The sequence below is a fragment of the Sorangium aterium genome (genome assembly GCF_028368935.1).
GTDB lineage: Bacteria > Myxococcota_A > Polyangia > Polyangiales > Polyangiaceae > Sorangium > Sorangium atrum.
Genome location: NZ_JAQNDK010000003.1, coordinates 1,630,758 through 1,650,162, shown reverse-complemented (window position 1 = coordinate 1,650,162; position 19,405 = coordinate 1,630,758). Strand labels below are relative to the sequence as shown.

Below are 19,405 nucleotides of genomic sequence, written 5' to 3'. Positions count from 1 at the left end.
GTCATTTCACTTCTCTGAGAGCCCCGGCTGCCAGCGCAGCAGCGATGAGCTTGCGAAACGTCTTTTCGATGGTCCTCGTCTCGGCGCTGCTCGGATCCTCGGCCCTGCTCGCGGGCTGCTCCGACGCCGGTGGGACGCCGGAGAACACGGGCGGCGGCACCGGCGTGGGCGGAGAGGCCGGCAGCGGCGGTCAGGACGCCGGCAGCGGCGGTCAGGACGCCGGCAGCGGCAGTCAGGACGCCGGCAGCGGCAGTCAGGACGCCGGCAGCGGCGGTCAGGATGCCGGCAGCGGCGGTCAAGGCGCCGGCAGTGGCGGCCAGGATGCCGGCAGCGGCTGCGGAGGCGATCCGTCGGGCGAGTGCACCGATGGTTCCACGAACGGCGCCAACACCGATCCCGACGATCCGGTGCAGCAAGGCGCCGATCATCTCGTGGGCGACCTCGAGTTCCCCGCTGTCCTGGTCGCGGTCGGTGATCGCGACGGGCAGACCCGTCACTACACCTCAGGTGTCGGCGACCTGGAGACCGAGGCGAAAGTGCCTGTCGACGGGCAAGTGCGCATCGGCAGCAGCAGCAAGAGCTTCACCGCGGTGGTCGTCCTCCAGCTCGTCGGCGAGGGCGAGGTCGACCTCGACGCGCCGATCGAGACTTACCTGCCGGACCTCGTGCGCGGCGACGGCATCGACGGCCGCGAGATCACGGTGCGGCAGCTCCTGCAGCACACGAGCGGGCTGCCCGACTACGACGATGTGCTCCTGGCCGAGGGCGTCTTCAAGCTCCAGCACACCTACTTCGATCCCCACGCGCTGCTGGACATGGCGCTGGCGCAGCCGGGGAAGACCCCCGGCTCCGAATGGGCGTACAGCAACACCAACTATGTTCTCGCGGGCATGATCATCGAGAAGGTCACCGGACGCCCTCTGAACGAGGAGATCACGCGCCGGATCATCGAGCGAATCGGGCTGCGCCACACCTACCTCCCCGGCGTCGGCGAGCAGGGCATCCGCGGGTGCCATCCAAAGGGCTATCACACGGACGTGCCCCGTGAGCCGCTGCAAGACATCACCGAGCTCGACCCGGGATGGGGATGGGCCGCCGGACAGGTGATCGCGACCCCGAGCGGCCTCAACCGATTCTATACCGCCCTCTTCGGCGGCGAGCTCCTCGAGCCGGCGCAGCTGGAGGAGCTCCGCACCACGGTCGACGCCCCCGCCATGTGGCCCGGCGCTCGGTACGGTCTCGGCGTGGTCAGCACCCCGCTGAGCTGCGGTGGCCTCGTCTGGGGCCACGGCGGCGACATCCCCGGCTACCACACCCGCGGCGGCGTCACCGACGACGGCCGCGCCGTCACCGTGGCGATCACGGTGCTGCCGTACTTCCTCTACGGCGAAGAGGGCGCCGAGCAGGCGTACATGGACGTCCTCGACCTCGTCGATACCGCCCTGTGCGAGTGATCGCTCGGGGGCGCTCGCGCGCCCTGTGCGAGTGACCGCCCGGGGGCGCTCGCGCGCTCCGAGCGGCGGCGAGCCGGCGGGCGCATCGCTGCCGGCGGGCGCATCGCTGCTGGCCGCGCCGTCCGCTCGACCGGCGCTCGCCCTCCTGCGGATCGTCGCGGCACGCGGCTTGCGACGCACGCGGGGCGGGGGACGCGGCCGCCGCTCATGGCGGGATCGCTCCACCCTGGAGCAGGGCAATGGATGGCGCAGCCAGGGATATCTTCGTCATCAGCGATCTGCACATCGGTGACGGCGGCGCGCGCGACAACTTCGAGGCAGGCAAGAAGACGTCGCAGCTGCGTGCATTCCTCGACCACGTGGGCAGCGAGGGGGGCGAGCTCTTCATCCTCGGGGACCTCTTCGAGCTCTGGCAGATGAACCTCAGCCTCCTGTTCGTGAAGCGGCGGGCGCTCCTCGACCAGCTCGCCGCGCTGAGGCTCGTCTACGTGCCCGGCAACCATGACGTCGATCTCGTGCACTTCATCGAGACGGACCTCCTCAATCACCCCTTCTTCGCGTGCATGCGCGCGCCGTTCACCCGGGAGCTCGACGGCAAGCGGTTCCACTTCTGCCACGGGCACGAGACCGATCCGTTCAACGCCGGGGACGAGCCTGGCTTCGGCCGCATGTTCTCCATCCTCGCCGGCGTCGCCGAGGACGAGAACGGCTCTCCTCTCCTCAAGGGCGGCGAGAGCGTGGAGGACGTCCTCGAGAAATTCGGCGACTCGATACTGACGATCTGGAAACGCACCCTGGCGACGATGAGCCAGCGCGTGACGGAGAGGGACCGGTCCCCCCGCGGGGCATTGACGCCGGCGCAGAACCCGGATCGGCTCGGCGAGCACGTGGTCGGCGTCCGCGCGGAGCTCGACACGGGCGCCTACGACGTGGCTGTCCTCGGGCACACCCACAAGGCAGGCTCCATCGGTGACTGGTATTTCAACAGCGGTTCATGGGCCGGGCCTCTCAACTCGTTCCTTCGCATCTCTCCGGACGGACATGTCCGCTATCTTGAGTGGAAAGACGGTCGCGCCGTCGAGCGCGCGATGCCCCTCGTGCTCCCGGACGCGAAGCCCGATCGCGCACGTTCGGCGACGAAGAGCCCGGTCGCCGCGGCCATCTCCGCCGCGAGGACGATGTTCCCGAAGCCTACGCGCCCGGAGCGCTCCCGATGGATCCTCATCGCGCAAGGCGCCCTGGCGCTCTCCGTGGGCGCCGGCGCCCTGGCGATCTCCGCCGGTCAGGGCTCCTCCGCGGGGTGGCGCCTGCTCGTCTCGGCCTTCGCCGCCTACGCGCTCGTCGACGGCGCCCTGTCGCTCGTCGGTGCGTTGCGGGAGCCGCCCATCCGACGTCTCCTCTCCCGCGTGCGCGGCGTGGCGAGCCTCCTTCTAGGCCTCGTCGTGCTCCGTCGCGGTCACATGGTCGAGATGTTCGTGGTCCTCGTGGGGTTCTTTGCGTTCATCTCCGGCGCGCTGCGCGTCGCGGCGTCGATCGTGCTCAAGGGAATGGTGGAGTCGAGGTGGCTTTTCCTCGTCGGCGCCGGCTCGACGGTCGCGGGCCTCGTCCTGCTGCTCTTGCCCGCGTCGGCCGTGCCGCTCAAGTTCGCGCTGGCCGGCTACCTCTGTTACTACGGCGCGGGGGAGCTCCTGGCAGGCGTCTTCGGGCAGCGGCTGCCCAGGGCGGCAGGCGTCCGTCCCTCCGCATGAGGCCGCTCCCGCGTCGTTGATTAACGCTCCTTCCTAACCAGCGCGCAGAAACACCCCCTCTCCGGGCGTCCTTGATCTACGCTCCCGCGTGCCTGGCAGTCCGGCGGCCGATCGCGCGGGGAGGCGTTCTCGCGGCGCGACCAGGGCGCCGGGCGCTCTCGCGGCGCGCCTCCTCGCCCTCGCTGGCCTCCCGGCCGTCCCGCGCGCCTCGCAGGTCAAGGGCCCCTCGGAGCTCCAGCCATGAAGATCCCCCTCCCGATCCCGCCGTTCCGCCGCGCCCCGCTCGTCGCGCTGGCCGCCCTCGCCGCGGGCACCGCCTGCTCGGCTCCGCACCCCCCTCTGCCAGCCGAGCCGCCCCAGGCCGCTCCTCCTGCGCCCACACCCACCCAGGCCGCGCCCCAGGCCCCGCGCTTCGATCAGATCCCCCGGCTGGAGTTCAACCGCATCGCCGTGGAGCTCGATCTCCCGCTGTTCTGGATCGCGGACCACAACGGCTCGGGCGCCGTCGACCCCGACGAGGTCTCCGCCCTCTGGTATCACTCCCCGGCGCCGGCCTGGGTCGCCTCCGGGGCCTTCACCCCGGCGTTCACGTCGGCTTATGCGGCGATGACCAAGGTCAAGGCCGAGGGCCACCTGCGCGCTGGCCTCGACGAGGCCGAGGTGCGCCGCCGCGATGCCGTCCTCGCGGAGCTCGCGGCCGGCCGCCCCTCGCTCCTCCGGGCCGACCTCCGCGGCGCGTCGGCCGAGGACCGCGCCGTCGTCGACCACCTGCTCAAGGTGGCCGAGCTCATCGAGCAGATCCACGCGAAGCAGCTCGGCTCCGCCGGCATGGCCGACAAGATCCCGGCCGACGACCCCGCCAGCCGCGCGATGTTCTGGCGCAACCAGGGGCCCTGGTGCCAGCAACCCAGGACGCGCGACGATCCGAACTGCAGCGCGCTGCCGAGCAGGCCGCCTCGCGTCACCGGCGTCTATCCGGCGCGCCTCCAGCAGGACAAGAAGTTCTGCGCCGCGCTCGAGGCGCGCCCGGATCAGAAGACGCTCCTCTCCCCCTTCACCGTGGTGGTCGAGGAGCGCGGCGCCCTCAAGGCCGTCCCTTACAGCGAGGCCTACAAGCCCGAGATGGAGGCGGTGAGCCGGGAGCTCAAGGCGGCGGCCGAGGCGATCCAGAGCCCGAAGGAGGCCGCCTTCAAGGCGTACCTGCTCGCGGCGTCGCAGGCGTTCCTCGACAACCGCTGGGAGCTCGCGGACGAGCCCTGGGCGAAGATGAACGCCGAGAACTCGGCGTGGTACCTGCGCGTGGGGCCGGACGAGACCTACTGGGAGCCGTGCAGCCGCAAGGCGGGCTTCCACGTGAGCTTCGCGCGCATCAACCAGGAGTCGCTGACCTGGCAGAAGAAGCTCGATCCGGTGAAGTCCGACATGGAGGCGGCCTTCGCGAGCCTCGCGGGCGCGCCGTACAAGGCGCGCAAGGTCGCTTTCCACCTGCCCGACTTCATCGACATCCTCTTGAACGCCGGCGAATCGCGCGCCGCGACCGGCGGGACGTCGGGGCAGAGCCTGCCGAACTGGGGGCCGGTCGCGACCGAAGGCCGCGGCCGCACCGTGGTCATGGTGAACCTCCTGCAGGACGACGACAGCCGCGCCGCCCTCCGGGAGGCCGCCGCGTCGCTCTTCTGCAAGACCACGATGGAGAACGTGTCCCTCGAGGGCCCGGTGGCCGCGCTCGGGACGGTGCTGCACGAGGCGTCCCACAACCTGGGCCCGGCGCAGGGTTACAAGGTGCAGGGCAAGACCGACGACGAGATCTTCGGCGGGCCGCTCGCCTCGATGCTCGAGGAGCTCAAGGCCCAGACCGGCGCGCTCTTCTTCACCGGCTGGCTCGCGCAGAAGGGCGTCCTCGACCCTGCGCTCGCCCGCATGTCCGAGGTGAGGGACGTGATCTGGGCGCTCGGGCAGGCGGGGCAGGGGATGTACACCGCAGGCGGCGAGGCGCGTCCTTACGGCCAGCTCGCCGCGATCCAGCTCGGCAGCCTGCTCGACGCAGGAGCGCTCGGCTTCTACCGCGGCGAGACCGCGGCGAACGGCGCGGACAAGGGGTGCTTCTCGATCCAGGCGGACAAGCTGCCCGCCGCGGCCGAGGCGCTCGCGAGGACGGTGCTCGGGATCAAGGCGCGCGGCGACAAGGCCGGCGCGCTGCGCCTGCGCGAGACGTACGTCGACAAGCCCGGCGCCTGGAAGGCGCTCCGCGGGGTGATCGAGGAGCGCATGCAGCGCATGCCGCTCGGCAGCGTCGTCTACGCGATCGAGCTGTAGGACTCTCCGTGATCCCGGCGAAACCCCGCGAGACCGCCTCGGCCGCGGGCGAAGCGACGAGCGCGCGCGGCCGGCGCCGCGCCCTCGGCCTGCTCGCCCTCCTCGGCCTGCCGGCGCTCGGCGTCGGAGAGCTCGTGGCGCACGTCTACTTCAGCGAAAGAGCTCCAGATTTCGACGCCTGGCGCGAGGTCGCGGCGCCCCTCGCGGCGATGAAGCAGCCCGGGGATCTCGTGGTCGTCGCGCCGGGATGGGCCGATCCGGCCGCGCGCCGCGCGCTCGGGGACGAGCTGATGCCGCTGCGCGACGCCGCCCGGCCCGACGAGAGCCGCTACGCGGCCGCGGTCGAGATCAGCGTCCTCGGCCAGCGCGCCGAGGAGCTCGCGGGCTTCCGCGAGGCGGCGCGGCAGGAGCGCGGCCCCTTCGTGCTCCGGCGCCTCGTGAACCCGTCGCCCGCGCGCGTCGTCTACGACTTCGTCGACAACGTCGCGCCGGCGTCGGCCGACGTGCGGGTCACGGATCCTCCGGCCGCGTGCCGCTGGAACCCGCGCGCGCGCATCGCCGCTGGCGGGCTCGGCGGGAACCCGACGTTCCCCGCCGAGCGCTTCGAGTGCCCCGGCGGCCCGTTCTTCAACGTGGGCGTCACGGTGATCGCGGACGAGGAGTTCCGCCCTCGCCGGTGCATCTGGTCGCACCCGCCGAAGGACGGCGAGATCGTCACGCGCTTCCGCGGCGTCCCGCTCGGCTCGGTGATCCGAGGGCACGCGGGCATGTACTGGATGATCGAGCGGGAGCGGCGGGGCGCGCCGGTCACGCTGTCCGTGCGCGTGGACGGCGAGGCCGTGGGCGAGGCGACGCACGCCGACGGCGATGGGTGGGCGGTGTTCGAGTTCCCGCTCGGCGCCCACGCGGGCGCGGCCGAGGCCGAGGTGGAGTTCGCCGTGAGATCCGCCGACTACACGCACCGCCACTACTGCTTCGAGGCGGACACCCGATGAAGCGCTCGGCGCCCCTCGCGCCCTCCGACGGCCTGATCGCGCTCGCGTTCGCGGCGGCGTACGTCGCCCTGCTGCTCGCGACCGCGGGCGATCTGGGCTACGCGCGCGACGAGGGCTTCTACTTCTTCGCCGCGAACCGCTACGGAGCGTGGTTCCAGGCGCTCCTCGACGCGCCGCGCGCGGCGCTCGATCCGCAGAGCGTCGACGCCGCCTGGTCGGTGAACCACGAGCACCCCGGCCTCATCAAGTCGCTCTTCGCGCTCTCCAACCTCGTCCTGCAGAAGCGGCTCGGGCTCTTCGCCGTGGAGGGCACGAGCTACCGGTTCCCCGCGATGGTCCTGTCGGGCGTCGGGGTGGCGCTCGTGTACCTCTGGGGCACCCAGGCGCGCGATCGGCTCGCCGGCGCGTCCGCGGCCGCGCTCTTCGCGATGCTGCCGCGGTACTTCTACCAGGCGCACCTCGCCTGCTTCGACGCGCCGATCGTGACCGTCTGGGCCCTGTGCGCCTACGCCTACTGGCGCTCGCTGCGGGACGGCGGCGCGCTGTGGCCCGTGCTCACCGGGGTCGCGTTCGGCCTCGCGCTCGACACGAAGCACAACTCCTGGTTCTTGCCGATCGTCTGCGTCTCGCACGCCGTCGGCATGGAGGTCAGGGACCGGATCGTCGCGCGCGCCAGCGCGGCGGGGGCGGCGCCCGCGGCCTCGCCTGCGCGGGCCGGAGGCGCCCGGCGACCTCTCGCCGCGCTCGCCGCGATGGCGACGATCGGCCCCCTGGTCTTCTACGCGCTCTGGCCGTGGATCTGGCGCGACACGCTCCCGCGCCTCCGCGAGTACGCGTCGTTTCACCTGAACCACGAGTACTACAACATGGAGTTCCTCGGCCGGAACTACTGGACGCCCCCGATGCCGAGGGCCTACGCGCCCGTGATGACGGCGGCGACGGTCCCCCTCGTGACCCTGTGCCTCTTCGCCGCGGGGCTCTGCGCGGCGGCACGCGAGCGCCTCCTCCATCCGCTCGCGTGCGCGGCGGCGCGGCTCGCTCCGGAAGGCGGGAGGCTCGCGCTCGCCGCAGAGCGGGCGCTCGCCGCGCGGCTCCGTCCGCCCGCGGACGACCCCGGCGGCACGGCGCTCCTCTGGTTCCTCGCCATCGCCGCTGTGTACGGCGCCTGGTTCTCGCCGAGCACGCCGATCTTCGGCGGCACGAAGCACTGGATGACGGCCTACCCGTTCATCGCCCTGTTCGCCGGCGCCGCGTTCTCCGCGGCCGTGCGGCGCGCTCGCGTCGGTCTACGCGCGCTGCTGCTCGCCCGACGCGGGTCCGGCGCGCGGGCCGGCGTCGCCACGCGCGCGGCCGCGCTCGCGCGCGGCCCGCTGGTCCCGGCGCTGCTCGGGGCGGCGGTGATCGCGGCGCCCATCGCCGAGACGCTGCACGCGCACCCGTGGGCGCTCTCGAGCTACACGCCGCTGGTCGGCGGCGCGCCCGGCGCGGCGAACCTCGGGCTGAACCGCACCTTCTGGGGGTACACAACGGGCGCGGTCGTCGCGTACCTCAACGAGCACGTACCACCCCGAGGGACTGTGTACATCCACGACACCGCCGGCCCGGCGTGGGAGATGCTGCTGCGCGACGGGCGCCTGCGAAAGGACATCCGCGGCGTGGGGGCGGTCGCGGGCGCGGACTTCGCCCTCTACCACCACGAGAAGCACATGCTGGGGCAGGCGTACCAGGCGTGGGTCGCGTTCGGGACCACGAGCCCGGATCACATCGCCGGGCCCGACGGCGTGCCGGTGATCCTCGTCTACCGCAACCGCGCCCGCTGAGCGCGATCAGCGCTTCTTCGCCGCGGCCTTCTTGGCAGGTGCCTTCGCGGCCTTCTTGGCGGGCGCCTTCGCGGCCTTCTTGGCGGGCGCCTTCGCCGCCGCCTTCTTCACGGAGGCCGGCGCCGCGGTCTTCCCGGTCGCCGCCTTCTCTGCCGGCGCGCTCGCCTTCTTGGTCGCGGCCGCCGGCTTCTTGGCCGGCTCCTTCTTCGCGCCTCGGACCGCCACGGCTCTGGGCTTGCTCGCCGCGGGCTGCTCCACCGCCGGCTCGGCCGGCTTGCGGGGCTTCTCACGCGGAGCGGCCTTCCTGGAGGGCGCCTCCTCCTCGTCGAGGTCCTCGTCCTCCTCCGCGTCGAGGTCTTCGTCCTCGTCGTCCGCGTCCTCGTCGAGATCTTCGCCCTCTTCCTCGAGGTCCTCGTCCTCGTCCTCCTCGTCGAGGTCTTCGTCCTCGTCCTCCTCGTCGAGGTCTTCGTCGTCGAGGTCTTCGTCCTCTTCCTCCACGGCCACCGCAACCGCCACCGGAGCAGGCTCGCGGCGCCGCGACGGCGGGACGTCGTTGCGCGGCGGAGCGGCGGCCGGCTTCCCGGCGACCTCGAGCTCGTCGAGCGGGTCGCCGAGCACCACCGCGATCTCGCGCTTGAAGTCGGTCATGTGGCTGTCGACCTCGAGCGCATCCTGCTCGGACAGCGGCGTGAGCTTGAGCTTGAGGACGCGGTCGCCCGCGAGCTCCCACGACGCGGCGCAGCCGCCCTCGCGCAGCATCTTCGAGGCGATGGAGTCGATCCGCTGGCGCAGACCGCCGCGCGCTCCGGCCTCGATCTTGCGCTGCAGCTCGAAGCGGCGCTCCAGCATCGGGAGCGTCACGACCTTCGCCTCGACGAGGTCGGAGAGCTCATCGGCCACCGCCTCCTCGATCTCGAGCCGCGCGTCGGGATCGCTGCTCTCGAGCGAGAACGTCGCCTCGCGGAGCTCGGCGTCGTAGCCCGTCAGCTTGCCGCCGGCGCTCTGGGCCGCCCGCGTCAGCGATTCGTGCAGCACCTGCGCCGGCGCGCGCTTGCCGACCGTCGAGGCGACGTAGCCGAGCATGTCCAGGCGCACGTGCACTGGGCCGTCGTCCTCGAGGCCAATCTCTGGCCGCGGCCCGAGCAGCGCGTCGCGCATCACGCGGAAGACATCCCGCTTGATCACGTTGTCCTCGGTGAAGATGTCCTCGACGTGCTCGGACTCCATCAACGTGCTCGTGAGGCTCGCCACGAGCTCCTCGACCTGGTCGTCGATCTCGTCGGTGCCGAACGTGGTCGTGGGCTCTCCGTCGACGAGGGCCCACGGCTCGAGCCTGGGCGTGATGGCCGCGATGTCCGCAGCCATCTTGTCCTCCAGCTCGCGCGCGAGCGCCGTCGCGCCGCCCCTGGCCACGAGGATGTGCCCGTGCGCCTTCAACGCGTCAACGATGCTCGTGGAAAGTCGGCGGGAGAGATTGCGCTCGTTCACGAGGCGCGCAGCTTACACGGTTTGCGCGGCCTGGCGATATTTGAAGACCGCGGATCGGCCGTGCTCAGGGGTCGTTCTCGATCACCTTGATCAGCACGCCGCCGATGCGCTCCGGGATGACCGCGCGCGCTGCGTCGGCTCCTCCGGACCGGATGCTGACGCGGACGATGAAGCCGACCCCGTCCTCCCGCTCGACGCCGATGCCGACACACCACGGCTCGCCGCTGATCTTGGCCTTGAGCTCGTCCTTGGCCCGCCGGGCCGATCCCACGTCGCTCATCTCGTTCACCTCTCCTGAATTGGAGCGCGCTGCAGCAACCTCTCGCGCTCACTCGCTGGTTCCGACCGCCAAGACCTGCCACGTCGCGGGCGCGTCGGCGACGCCCGCGCCGCTCGCCCCGAGCTCACCGCCCGCCTCAGAGGTGCCTGCGCGCGATCTCGGCCCACGTGCCGGTCGGCTCGATCTCGAGGTACCTGCGCCAGCACGGGCGCGCCTTCGTCGGATCGCCGATCTGCTCGTAGGCCATCGCGAGGTTGTAATAGGCGTCCGCGAAGCGCGGATCGCTCTCGATCGCCCCCCGGAAATAGCGGATGGCCTCCGCCGCCTGGCCGCGCTCGAGCATCACGTAGCCGAGGTTGTACTGCGCCTCCGGCTGGGCCGCGTCGAGATCGAGCGCCTTCATGTAGAGCGCCTCGGCCTGCTCCTCGGCGTTGCGCCGGAAGCAGATGTTGCCGAGGTTCGTGTAGGCGATGGCCAGCCACGGGTCGATCTCGAGCGCGCGACGGTAGAGCGCCTCGGCCTCGTCCATCGTCGCCGGATCCTCATCGAGCTGGCTGGCCTGCATGTAGAGCTCGTAGGCCGTGCGCGCGCGCTCCCGGCCCACCTTCGGGCGGAGCACGCGCACGACGTCGTCGCGCAGCTCCTTCACCTCGAAGTCGAGCACCATCTGCCCCGTGAGCGGCTCGAACGCGCCCGACGCGCCCCGGACCACGACCGCCTTGCCGTCGAAGGCGACGCGGAGCTCGGCGAGGGGGCGCGTCACCTTGGGGAGCGCGGTCCGGATGTTCTCGATCGCCCGCGCGACGTCGCGCAGGCGCACCTTGCGGGCGATCAGGTCGCGCGCGGCGCGCAGCGCGATCAGGTCCGAGAACGTGTACGCGCGCCGCCCCCGCCGCCGGCCGCTCGGCGCCGCGATGCCGGCGCGATCGAGCGAGCGCAGCCGCCCGGGCGAGATGCCGAGCAGCCGCGCGACCTCGGTGCCGGTGAACATGTCGGTGACCGGCTCGCGGGCGCCCGGCGCAGGGAGCGGCGCTTCCGTCGCGCCCTCCCGCGGCGCAGGCGGGGGCTGCGACACCCGCCCGCCACCCGGGCCGAACACGACGTGGATCACCTTGTCGGAATTTCCGGAGGCGGAACGATCCTTCTTGCTCATCGCAGCGTCACCAGCTCCGCGTCGACGATCGGCGGGGGCAGAGCGCGTCGTGGGGAGCGTACCCCCCCTCGAGCCGGATTGCTCCCGTTCTCCACATGGACACGCGCGTCAAGGGGGCACGGCGCGCGGTCGCGCTCACGGTCTCCGCTGACACGGTCGACACGCTCGAGCCCGTGTAGCGCGGGCCTGCAGCGGCGGGCGTCGTGCGGCGCGCTCGCGAGGGACGCGCGCCGCCGAGCGGTCGTCGGGAAGGTCCTTGCATCGACATCACGCGCGCGCCGTCCTGTCCGTCGTTATCAGCACGCGCGCCGTGACGTCCACGGTCAGCGCGAACGAGACCGCCGCCGCGCGTGGCGCGAAGCCGCAGCGGATCTCGGCCTGCATCGGCCCGAGCGGGCCCCCCGCGCGCGCGGCCGCCTCTCGGTGCGCCACGCGGAGCGCGCGCAGCCGGAGGTGGGGGTCGAGCGCGAGCGCCCGATCGAGCAGCGCCGCCAGCGGCGCGTCCGACGGCAGCGCGACGTGCAGGCTGGTCGACCCATAGTAGACGAGCGCGCCCCCCTCGTCGCGGGTGCTGCCCTCGCTCAGCACGTCGGCGCTCTCGAACAGCGCGTGGAGGCGCCCCGTCGAGCAGGTCACGAGCTCGATGTGCCTCCGCTGGAGGAGCGGGGGACGCTGGACCTTCGCCAGACCGGGACCGGGTAGACGCTCGCTGCGCGACATGGCGATCGCGATCGTGGCACCGCCGCGCGCCGCGTCCCAAAAGCGCGCGGAGATTCGCACAAAGTTGCTGCGGCGCCTGGTTTCGTGCGGGACGCCGGGGGCCGCGCGGCCGCGACGAATTTGGCCACGCGCGGCGCGCCTTGCCACGATGCGCGCCGCGCCGAAGGGCGCGAAGGAGCGAGCATGGACTACACCGGCAAGGAGCGCCGCAAGCACCGGGTCTTCATCACCCGCAACACGGAGTATCACGTCCGCGACGACATCTGCGTCGCGGTCCGCGATCGGGCCGCGCGCAAGTTCAGGCCGGCCCACCTCGCGCTGCACCTGAAGCTCCAGGGCGCGGTTCGGATCAACGCGAACGGCGTCGTGATCCCGGAGCCGCAGAACGCGCGCATCGGCTCCCCCATCTATTTCACCCAGATGGATCAGGACGGAATGGAGCGGCAGATCGTCACGAGCCGCGTGGAGTCGATCGAGCGGCCCGAGAAGGCCACGGTTCTCCAGTACCCCTCGTGACACAGCGGAGCGCCCCCGCCGCACGGCGCGGGCGCTCGTGGTCGTCGTCGAGCGCGCTGCGCGTGGCGTGTGCGCTCAGCCGAGCGAGCAGAAGCCTTCGTAGTCGATGTAGCTCGTGATGGTCGGCGACTCGCCGCAGACGGGGCAGCTCTTGTCGCGGCGCAGCTTGAGCTCGCCGAACTTCATCCGCAGCGAGTCGTAGGTGAGGAGCCGGCCGATGAGGGGCGCCCCCTTGCCGAGGATCAGCTTCACCGCCTCGGTCGCCTGGATGATGCCGATGATCCCCGGCAGGATCCCGAGCACGCCCGCTTCCTGGCAGCTCGGCGCGAGGTGCGCGGGCGGCGGCTCGGGGTAGAGGCACCGGTAGCAGGGGCCGACGCCCGGCATGAACGTCGTCACCTGGCCCTCGAAGCGGAAGATCGAGCCGTGCACGACCGGCTTCTTCTTGAAGACCGAGGCGTCGTTCACGAGGTAGCGCGTCGGGAAGTTGTCGCAGCCGTCGACGATGATGTCGAACTGCTCGAAGATGCGGTCGACGTTGCCGCTGTCGACGCGCTCCTGGAACTTCACGACCTTCACGTCGGGGTTGAGGTCGCGGATCGCCGCCTCGGCGCTGTCGACCTTGGGCATGCCCACCCGCGAGGTCGCGTGGAGGATCTGCCGCTGGAGGTTCGAGTTGTCGACGACGTCGGCGTCGACGAGGCCGAGCGTCCCCACGCCCGCGGCGGCCAGGTACAGGGCCGCCGGGCTGCCGAGGCCGCCGGCGCCCAGCAGGAGCACCTTGGAGGCGAGCAGCTTGGCCTGCCCCGCCTCGCCGACCTCGGGCAGGAGCAGGTGCCGGGAGTACCGATCCCGCTGCGCGTCCGTGAGGTTGGGCGGCATCTCGACCGGGTACGCCATGTCCTTCCAGCGGGAGAAGCCCGGGTTGGCGCTCTCCACGTTGGTGTAACCGAGCTCCTGGAGCGTCTTCGCGGCGAGCGCCGAGCGCGTGCCGCCCGCGCAATAGGCCACGATGTGGGCCGACTTGTCCGGCAGCCTCTGCTCGACCTGTATCTCCAGGAAGCCTCGCGGGATCGAGATCGCGCCCGGGATGAAGCCGGCGCGGTACTCCTCCTTCTCACGCACATCCAGGAGCACCATCGGGGCCTTGTCGTCGAGACGGCGCTTGAGCTCAGTCAGCGAGAGCTCGCGGATGGACTTGCGGACGTCGGAGATGAGGTCGCTATAGGTCGTGGGCATCGTGGCTCCTCAGGGATGCAGAGACTTAGGTGCCCGGCGCTACGAGTCAACGACGGACGGCCGGCGGTCGATAATTGTGGCCACGCGGGCAGGGCGAGCGCCGCGCGCGTCGGCAGAGGCGAGGCGCGGCGGCCCGGTCTGCCGGCGCGGCGCAGCCAGCCGCCCGGCGGCGGCCGGAGGGCCGGCGGGGCTCCGAGAGCGCGGCGCTAGCGGCTGCGGGGCAAGAGCTCGGGCCGCGATCGGAGCGAGGCGAGGGGCTCCTCCTTCTGCATTCCTCCCTCGCACTGGATGAGCGCGACGCGGCCTGCGGGCGGCACGTCGATGATCGTGGCCGGCTCGTTCTCCGACTTGCAGAGCGCGAGCACCTTGGTGCCCGGGGCGAGGCGCCCGCTGCGGAGCTGCTTGCGTGGCAGCTTGATCTCGGCGTCGTCGGCGAGCCGCCGGACGGTGATATCGGCTCCCTGGACGTCGCTCACCACACCGAGCTCGAGCGTCGGCTGCTTCTCCCGGAGCGGGCCCCACACGCGCTCGCCCTTCAGCTGGTCGTTCGGCGGCAGCCAGTCGACGGTCGGCTCCCGGGCGAGGCGCGCCAGCGGCACCCACCCGATCGCGACGTCGAACGCCGCCGTGACCACGGCCGTGCCGGGGTCGACAGCGGTCACCAGCGCGAGGTCCTTGGTCTGGCCGATGACCCATACGGGGGTCGAGGGCGGGAGGCTGCGCTTCGGCTCGCCGTCGCTGTCCGACGCAGGCGACGCCTGGACGGTGCCGTGGGACCAGCGCTGTTCCGGCTTCTTCATGGGCTTCATCCCGACCTTCCGCGCCTCGACCCACGCCGCGAGGGCGGCGCGCTTCCGCGCGAGCGGCTCGGGCAGCGCGCTGCTCCCTGGCAGCTCGGCCCCGTCGGGCGCGAGCGCCTCCCAGCGCAGGAGCGCGATGGTCGCGTCGAGCTGTCCGAGCGTCGCCTCTGCGTTCTGGGAGCCGAGCGCTCTGCCGGCGAGCTCGGCCAGCCGTGGCGCCGCGGCCGCGCGGACCCGCCCGAGGATCGCGCTCCCTTGCTCCTCGGAGACGTCTCCCCGCTTGACGGCGGCGTCGAGCTTCTCGACCACGCTCGCCCAGCGTCCGGCCGAGACATCCGCCTCGACCTGGCCATAGAGGACCTCGGCGATGGTGGCGTCGAGCTCCGCCGTGAGCCGGTCCGTGCCGGCGTCGCCGAGGACCGTCCTCGTCGGCGGGGCCGCGAGGAACGCGCGCGCCTCCGCGAGCTTGCCGGCGATGGTCGCGTCGTCGACCTTCTTGCTCGCGCACGCCGCGGCCTGCGCCGCCACGAGCCGCCGGACCTCGTGGGTGAACGCCTCGCTCTTCAGCTCGTCGATCCGCGCCGACAGCTTGTCGAACGCGGCTTCGCACTCCTTCTGGTCGAGCAGCTCGGCGGCGTCGTTGGCCCAGTCCTTCGCCTCGCGCCTGTCGACCTTCTCGCGCAGCTCGCCGATCTGGTACCGGTGCGAGTCGACGCCGAGCCCGCTCGCCTTGTCGAGCAGCCCGCGCGCCTCGGCGTACCGCTTGTCGGACAGCGCGCGGCTCGCCTCGTCGACGCGGCGCTGGCTCTCCGCGATGCGCGCCATCTCCGCCGTGACGGCGGGCTGCGGCGCCGGTCGCGCGGCGGGCTCGGCGGCGCAGCCCGCCGCGGCGGGGATCGCGGCGAGGACGAGGACGAGGGAGAGGGGATGACGGAGCAGCGGCCCTGCTGAGCGCATAGGACAGGACTGTTCCACTTCCTCCGGAGGAACGTCAACATCGCCTCCGGCGGCGTTTCTTGACCCTCGTGCGACGACGCCTTACGTGAGCTCCCCGTGAGCGACGACGATACGCGCAGGACGGGTGACCACGCGCCGGCTGCCGGGGAGAGCAGCGGAGCGCGCGTCTTCAAGGCGCCGAAGATCACGATCAACCGCGTCTACACGCGGCAGGGGGACGGCGGCCTGACCCGGCTCGTCGGCGGGCAGCTCGTCCCGAAGGACGACGCGCGGATCGAGACCTACGGCACCGTCGACGAGCTCAACGCGCTCGTCGGCGCCGCGCGGCAGACGTTGATCGAGCTGCTCCCGGGGGCGCCGGGCGAGGGCACCCAGCGCCTCGTGGAGCTCGGGCGCACGCTGCTCCGCGTCCAGCACGAGCTCTTCAACCTCGGGTCGATCCTCGCGACGCTCCCGGAGGACGTCCACCCGAAGCAGCCGCGCGTGACGCAGGCCGAGATCGATCTCCTCGAGGCCGAGATGGACAGCTGCCAGGCCGAGCTGCCGCCGCTGCGCTCGTTCGTCCTCCCCGGCGGCTCGCGGCTCAACACCGACCTCCACGTCGCGCGGACGGTGTGCCGCCGGGCGGAGCGCTGCTGCGTGCGCCTCGCCCAGGCTGGCCAGGCCGATCCGCACGCGGTCCGCTACCTGAACCGCCTGAGCGACGCGCTCTTCGTCTGGAGCCGCTGGGCGGCCGCGCTCCTCGGCACGCCGGAGCTCCTCTGGGAGCCCGACGCCTCGGCGAGCGGCAAGGCGCCGCCGGCCTGAGCCGCGCCGCCCTGGTCGGCATCACAGCGGCGCGCTCGTGGCCTTTCCGCCGCGGAGCAGGCGCGGGGGCTCTCCACCGGAGCGCGCGGTCGTCCTCGGCCCGGGCAGCGCCGCCGCGTCGGCCGCCGCGAGGGCGGCGCGCGTGCGCTGCACGAGCCGCAGGCCCGCGGCGAGGCCGACGCCTGCCACGAGGGCGAGACAGCCGAGCGTGATCGGGAAGGGGAGGGCGCCGGTCAGCCGCGTGGCCGGCACGGCCGGGCCGAAGACGAGCGCCGCGACGAGGTAGGCGAGCCGCTCGTGCCGGCGCATCAGCCCGTCGGGCAGCGAGATCCGGTAGGCGTCGGCCTTGGCGCGCGCGTAGCTCACGAGCGACGACGCGACCATCGCGACGAGCGGGATCGCGAGCGCCGCGGGGTGCTCCCTGTAGAAGACGGCGAGGCCGATGAGCGGCGCGGCGTCGGACAGGCGGTCGAGGCAGGAGTCGAGCACCGCCCCGGCGCGCGACGCCCTGCCGCCTTCGCGCGCCACCATGCCGTCGAGCGCGTCGAGGACGGCGCCGGCGATGAGCAGCGCCGCGCCGGACCGGAAGCGGCCGGCCGCGAGCAGCGGCGCGCAGGCGAGCGACAGGCCGAGCGAGAGGTAGGTGAGCGCGTCCGGCGAGACGCCGAGGCGAACGAGCGCGCGCGCGGGGGCGTGGAAGGACCAGTAGAAGGCCTCGACCACCGGCCTCGGGAGCAGCGCGCTCCCTGGAGAGGCGCCGAGCCGCGGCATCGCGGGTCGGCCGTGGCGCGCGACGCGCACGGCGTAGGCGCCGAGCACGGCTGTGCAGATTAGGATCGCAACGGCGCAGGGGAGGACGGCCACATCGAGGGCGGTTGCAGGGTTCGATCCGGGCCGCGTCAGGCGACGCGGGCGCCTCGCCGCGGCCGATCGGGCTGCGCTGCGTCGAGCGATGACCTCGCGCCGTCGCGGGCGGCCAGGCCGCGTCCCCGCGCGCCGCCGTGCGCGCGGCGCGGGATGCGAGGACCCCTCGTGGAGGGCCGCGCCGCGCGGGCTCGACGAGCTACGGGCAGCTGGCGCGCGAGAGCCGGATGCCCTGGTCCTGCTCCGTGTAGGCGATTCCGAGCTCCTGGCCTGTCCAGGCCAGCGCCGGGTACCGGGCGGTCGCGCCGCCGCTCGCCTCGAGCTCGCCGCCCACGGGCTCGAGATCCCGGCTCAGCAGCGTGACGAAGACGCCCGGGGGGCCGTCGCGGAACTGGTAGTACGCGACGGCGAGGCCGTGCCCTGTCCACGCGAGCGCCGGCCAGTTGGCGCTGCCTTCGCCCCGCGAGACGATGGCCTCGGGCGATACCTCGTCCTGCGCGGAGATCCGGAGCGCGCGGATCTGCTCCGTGCCGCTGCGGGTGTCCTCCCAGACGAGGAAGGCGTCGTCCCCGCCGAGCACGACGCGCGGCAGCTTCGCGGTGACGCCCGGGTGCGCGATCGGATCGAGCGGAGCGCTCTCCTGGCCCGGCCTGGCGAAGTCGAGCGCGTCGCCCTGGGTCCAGACCACCGCGGTCTTCTCGCCGTCCGAGGCGACGGCTGGAAATTGCGCCTGATCCAGCGGCACCGAGCTGCTCAGCGCGCCGCTGTCGAGGTGGCCGAGCTGCGACCCGCCCGTGTCCATCCACGCGACGAGCGTCCCGTCCTGGCTCGCCGCCGCGGTGGGCCAGGACTCGGCCGCTCCGCTCCTGGCCAGATCGAAGGCCGCGCCTTCGGCCGCGCCTTCCAGCGTCGCGCGGCGGCCGCGCACGACGCTGCCCGCGCCGTCCTGATCCTGCCAGAGGACGAGCAGGCCCTGCCCGTCGCGGTGAACGCTCGGGTGGCTGGAGACGCCCGGCCCGTCATCGATCACCTCCTCCCGCAGCTTGTTGCCCTCCGGGTCGACCATGGCGAGGTGGATGTCGCCCTCGTCGGCCGCGCGCTCCTGCCAGGCGATGGCGAAGCCCGCCCCGGTCCACGCGATCGAGGGCGTGATCCCGCGGCCGCTGCTCACCTTCAGCCCCGCGGCCGTGATCGTGCAGGCTGCGGCCTGGCTCCCGGTCCCGCCGCCTCCCGCTGCGTGCCCGCCGCCTCCCGCTGCGTTTCCGCCGCCTCCCGACTCTGCTTTCCCGACTCGTTCGTCGGAGCCGCAGCCCCACGCCGCGGCGAGGATCGCCGCGCTGATGGAGCCAAGAACCCAGTGCCTCATTGTTCCCCCGTCGTGGTGATGAGAGGCGCTCGGCGCGGCGCGCGCCGCGCGGAGATCGCGCCGAATGCCTCGATTCACGGGTCCGGCGCGGCGACATCCTCTGTCACGGAGACGGCGAGGAGCGGATCGCCGTGCGGACGACCGCCGTTTCTCCGTTCGATGTCGGGAGGGGCTGCGGGTCGCGGCCCAGCCCTGCGCTTCGCGCGGATCACACCCGCGCGCCGAGCTTCGGGGCGCGAAGCGCCGTTCGCTCGGCGCGCGGCGGCTCCAGCGCCGTGCGCGCCTGCAGGCATTCTCCGACCGGCGCTGCCCTCGCTGGATCGCGCGCCGCGCGCGCCGATCCGACCAGCCGCGCTACTCGTCGCCCTGCTGCGGTTGCAGCGCCTCGGCGACGGCCGCGAGCACGTCCTGCGCTGCGTCGAGCTTGCGTCGCGGCACCGACTTCAGCGCCTGTCGCACGGCCGCCTCCACCGTGCCGGTGCGGAGGCTGTCGAGCTCGCGCCCGCGCGCGGTGAGGCCCAGGAGCGCGCGGCGCCCGTCCTTCGGGTCGACCCGGCGCTCGATGATGCCGCGCTCTTGCAGCCGCTTGAGCACGCCCGTGAGGGTGCTCGGGTGCAGCTGCATGATCTCGGCGAGCTGCCCAGCGGAGATCCCGGGGTAACGCCCGACGATGCGGATGACGAGCCGCTGCGGGCCCGTCACGCCCATCTTCGCCTCCATGCGCTTCGACGTCGACTGCAGGCCGTGATCGACGGCCCACAGGAGCTTCATGAAGTCGAGCACCTCGCCCAGCCGAGAGCTCTTCTCTGAAGGGGGGCCGGCTTGAGACGAGCGCATCGCTGACGCTTGCTAGCTCGCCCGGACGCGGGCGGCTAGTGCTGG

The 19,405-nt window shown here is 72.7% G+C and carries 16 protein-coding genes; 7 read left to right on the top strand and 9 right to left on the bottom strand.

The genetic code is table 11. The features are described 5' to 3' along the window. Positions 1-44 precede the first annotated feature (44 nt). The 5 genes from POL72_RS30495 to POL72_RS30475 all read left to right on the top strand — a co-directional run bounded on the left by POL72_RS30495 (position 45) and on the right by POL72_RS30475 (position 8,333). Positions 45-1,454, top strand: coding sequence for a serine hydrolase domain-containing protein (locus POL72_RS30495; protein WP_272099685.1), 1,410 nt, complete (start codon positions 45-47; stop codon positions 1,452-1,454). Positions 1,455-1,693: 239 nt separating this feature from the next. Next, positions 1,694-3,202: a UDP-2,3-diacylglucosamine diphosphatase gene (locus POL72_RS30490; protein ID WP_272099683.1), complete on the top strand. Its 1,509-nt coding sequence runs from the start codon at positions 1,694-1,696 to the stop codon at positions 3,200-3,202. Between the two features lie 240 nt (positions 3,203-3,442). Further along, on the top strand, positions 3,443-5,518 hold the full coding sequence (locus tag POL72_RS30485; RefSeq protein ID WP_272099681.1) for a hypothetical protein: 2,076 nt from the start codon (positions 3,443-3,445) through the stop codon (positions 5,516-5,518). An 8-nt stretch (positions 5,519-5,526) separates the two neighbouring features. Then, on the top strand, positions 5,527-6,513 hold the full coding sequence (locus POL72_RS30480) for a hypothetical protein (RefSeq protein ID WP_272099679.1): 987 nt from the start codon (positions 5,527-5,529) through the stop codon (positions 6,511-6,513). Next, positions 6,510-8,333: an ArnT family glycosyltransferase gene (locus tag POL72_RS30475; protein WP_272099677.1), complete on the top strand. Its 1,824-nt coding sequence runs from the start codon at positions 6,510-6,512 to the stop codon at positions 8,331-8,333. The genes POL72_RS30480 and POL72_RS30475 overlap by 4 nt, the downstream gene beginning before the upstream one ends. A 6-nt stretch (positions 8,334-8,339) precedes the next feature. On the opposite strand, the gene POL72_RS30470 is transcribed toward POL72_RS30475, so the two are convergent. From POL72_RS30470 to POL72_RS30455, 4 genes are all read right to left on the bottom strand, one after another. Then, complete coding sequence (locus POL72_RS30470; protein ID WP_272099675.1) at positions 8,340-9,821, bottom strand: globin family protein; 1,482 nt, start codon at positions 9,819-9,821, stop codon at positions 8,340-8,342. 64 nt (positions 9,822-9,885) lie between these two features. Further along, entirely contained in the window at positions 9,886-10,101 is a 216-nt protein-coding gene (locus POL72_RS30465; RefSeq protein WP_272099673.1) for a hypothetical protein, read from the bottom strand. 136 nt (positions 10,102-10,237) lie between these two features. Next, the gene (locus POL72_RS30460; RefSeq protein ID WP_272099671.1) at positions 10,238-11,254 is read right to left on the bottom strand and encodes a tetratricopeptide repeat protein; all 1,017 of its coding nucleotides are present in this window, start codon (positions 11,252-11,254) and stop codon (positions 10,238-10,240) included. A 267-nt stretch (positions 11,255-11,521) separates the two neighbouring features. Next, positions 11,522-11,974 (bottom strand): hypothetical protein, encoded by a 453-nt coding sequence (locus POL72_RS30455; protein WP_272099669.1) that lies wholly within the window; start codon positions 11,972-11,974, stop codon positions 11,522-11,524. Between the two features lie 183 nt (positions 11,975-12,157). On the opposite strand from POL72_RS30455, the gene POL72_RS30450 reads away from it, so the two are divergent. After that, positions 12,158-12,490 carry a hypothetical protein gene (locus POL72_RS30450; protein WP_272099667.1) on the top strand — a complete coding sequence of 111 codons (333 nt, stop codon included), beginning with the start codon at positions 12,158-12,160 and terminating at the stop codon, positions 12,488-12,490. Positions 12,491-12,565: 75 nt separating this feature from the next. Here POL72_RS30450 and moeB read toward each other — a convergent pair whose 3' ends face one another. Both moeB and POL72_RS30440 read right to left on the bottom strand, forming a co-directional pair. Next, positions 12,566-13,729 (bottom strand): molybdopterin-synthase adenylyltransferase MoeB, encoded by a 1,164-nt coding sequence (gene moeB, locus POL72_RS30445; protein ID WP_272099665.1) that lies wholly within the window; start codon positions 13,727-13,729, stop codon positions 12,566-12,568. A 206-nt stretch (positions 13,730-13,935) separates the two neighbouring features. Next, on the bottom strand, positions 13,936-15,486 hold the full coding sequence (locus tag POL72_RS30440) for a hypothetical protein (protein WP_272099663.1): 1,551 nt from the start codon (positions 15,484-15,486) through the stop codon (positions 13,936-13,938). A 96-nt stretch (positions 15,487-15,582) separates the two neighbouring features. On the opposite strand from POL72_RS30440, the gene POL72_RS30435 reads away from it, so the two are divergent. Then, the gene (locus tag POL72_RS30435; protein ID WP_272099661.1) at positions 15,583-16,293 is read left to right on the top strand and encodes a cob(I)yrinic acid a,c-diamide adenosyltransferase; all 711 of its coding nucleotides are present in this window, start codon (positions 15,583-15,585) and stop codon (positions 16,291-16,293) included. A 21-nt stretch (positions 16,294-16,314) separates the two neighbouring features. Here the strand turns inward: POL72_RS30435 and POL72_RS30430 are convergent, their stop codons facing one another. The 3 genes from POL72_RS30430 to POL72_RS30420 all read right to left on the bottom strand — a co-directional run bounded on the left by POL72_RS30430 (position 16,315) and on the right by POL72_RS30420 (position 19,360). Then, on the bottom strand, positions 16,315-17,112 hold the full coding sequence (locus POL72_RS30430; RefSeq protein WP_272099659.1) for a CDP-alcohol phosphatidyltransferase family protein: 798 nt from the start codon (positions 17,110-17,112) through the stop codon (positions 16,315-16,317). A gap of 244 nt (positions 17,113-17,356) precedes the next feature. After that, positions 17,357-18,523 carry a hypothetical protein gene (locus tag POL72_RS30425; RefSeq protein WP_272099656.1) on the bottom strand — a complete coding sequence of 389 codons (1,167 nt, stop codon included), beginning with the start codon at positions 18,521-18,523 and terminating at the stop codon, positions 17,357-17,359. Positions 18,524-18,877: 354 nt separating this feature from the next. Continuing rightward, positions 18,878-19,360, bottom strand: a complete 483-nt coding sequence (locus tag POL72_RS30420; RefSeq protein WP_272099655.1) for a MarR family winged helix-turn-helix transcriptional regulator — start codon at positions 19,358-19,360, stop codon at positions 18,878-18,880. Positions 19,361-19,405: the final 45 nt, after the last annotated feature.

Excerpts from the sequence above, each read along its gene's own strand:
- POL72_RS30495 (WP_272099685.1), top strand. The coding sequence starts at position 45 with ATGAGCTTGCGAAACGTCTTTTCGATGGTCCTCGTCTCGGCGCTGCTC.
- POL72_RS30490 (WP_272099683.1), top strand. The coding sequence starts at position 1,694 with ATGGATGGCGCAGCCAGGGATATCTTCGTCATCAGCGATCTGCACATC.
- POL72_RS30485 (WP_272099681.1), top strand. The coding sequence starts at position 3,443 with ATGAAGATCCCCCTCCCGATCCCGCCGTTCCGCCGCGCCCCGCTCGTC.
- POL72_RS30475 (WP_272099677.1), top strand. The coding sequence starts at position 6,510 with ATGAAGCGCTCGGCGCCCCTCGCGCCCTCCGACGGCCTGATCGCGCTC.
- POL72_RS30465 (WP_272099673.1), bottom strand. The coding sequence starts at position 10,101 with ATGAGCGACGTGGGATCGGCCCGGCGGGCCAAGGACGAGCTCAAGGCC.
- POL72_RS30460 (WP_272099671.1), bottom strand. The coding sequence starts at position 11,254 with ATGAGCAAGAAGGATCGTTCCGCCTCCGGAAATTCCGACAAGGTGATC.
- POL72_RS30455 (WP_272099669.1), bottom strand. The coding sequence starts at position 11,974 with ATGTCGCGCAGCGAGCGTCTACCCGGTCCCGGTCTGGCGAAGGTCCAG.
- POL72_RS30450 (WP_272099667.1), top strand. The coding sequence starts at position 12,158 with ATGGACTACACCGGCAAGGAGCGCCGCAAGCACCGGGTCTTCATCACC.
- moeB (WP_272099665.1), bottom strand. The coding sequence starts at position 13,729 with ATGCCCACGACCTATAGCGACCTCATCTCCGACGTCCGCAAGTCCATC.
- POL72_RS30440 (WP_272099663.1), bottom strand. The coding sequence starts at position 15,486 with ATGCGCTCAGCAGGGCCGCTGCTCCGTCATCCCCTCTCCCTCGTCCTC.
- POL72_RS30425 (WP_272099656.1), bottom strand. The coding sequence starts at position 18,523 with ATGAGGCACTGGGTTCTTGGCTCCATCAGCGCGGCGATCCTCGCCGCG.
- POL72_RS30420 (WP_272099655.1), bottom strand. The coding sequence starts at position 19,360 with ATGCGCTCGTCTCAAGCCGGCCCCCCTTCAGAGAAGAGCTCTCGGCTG.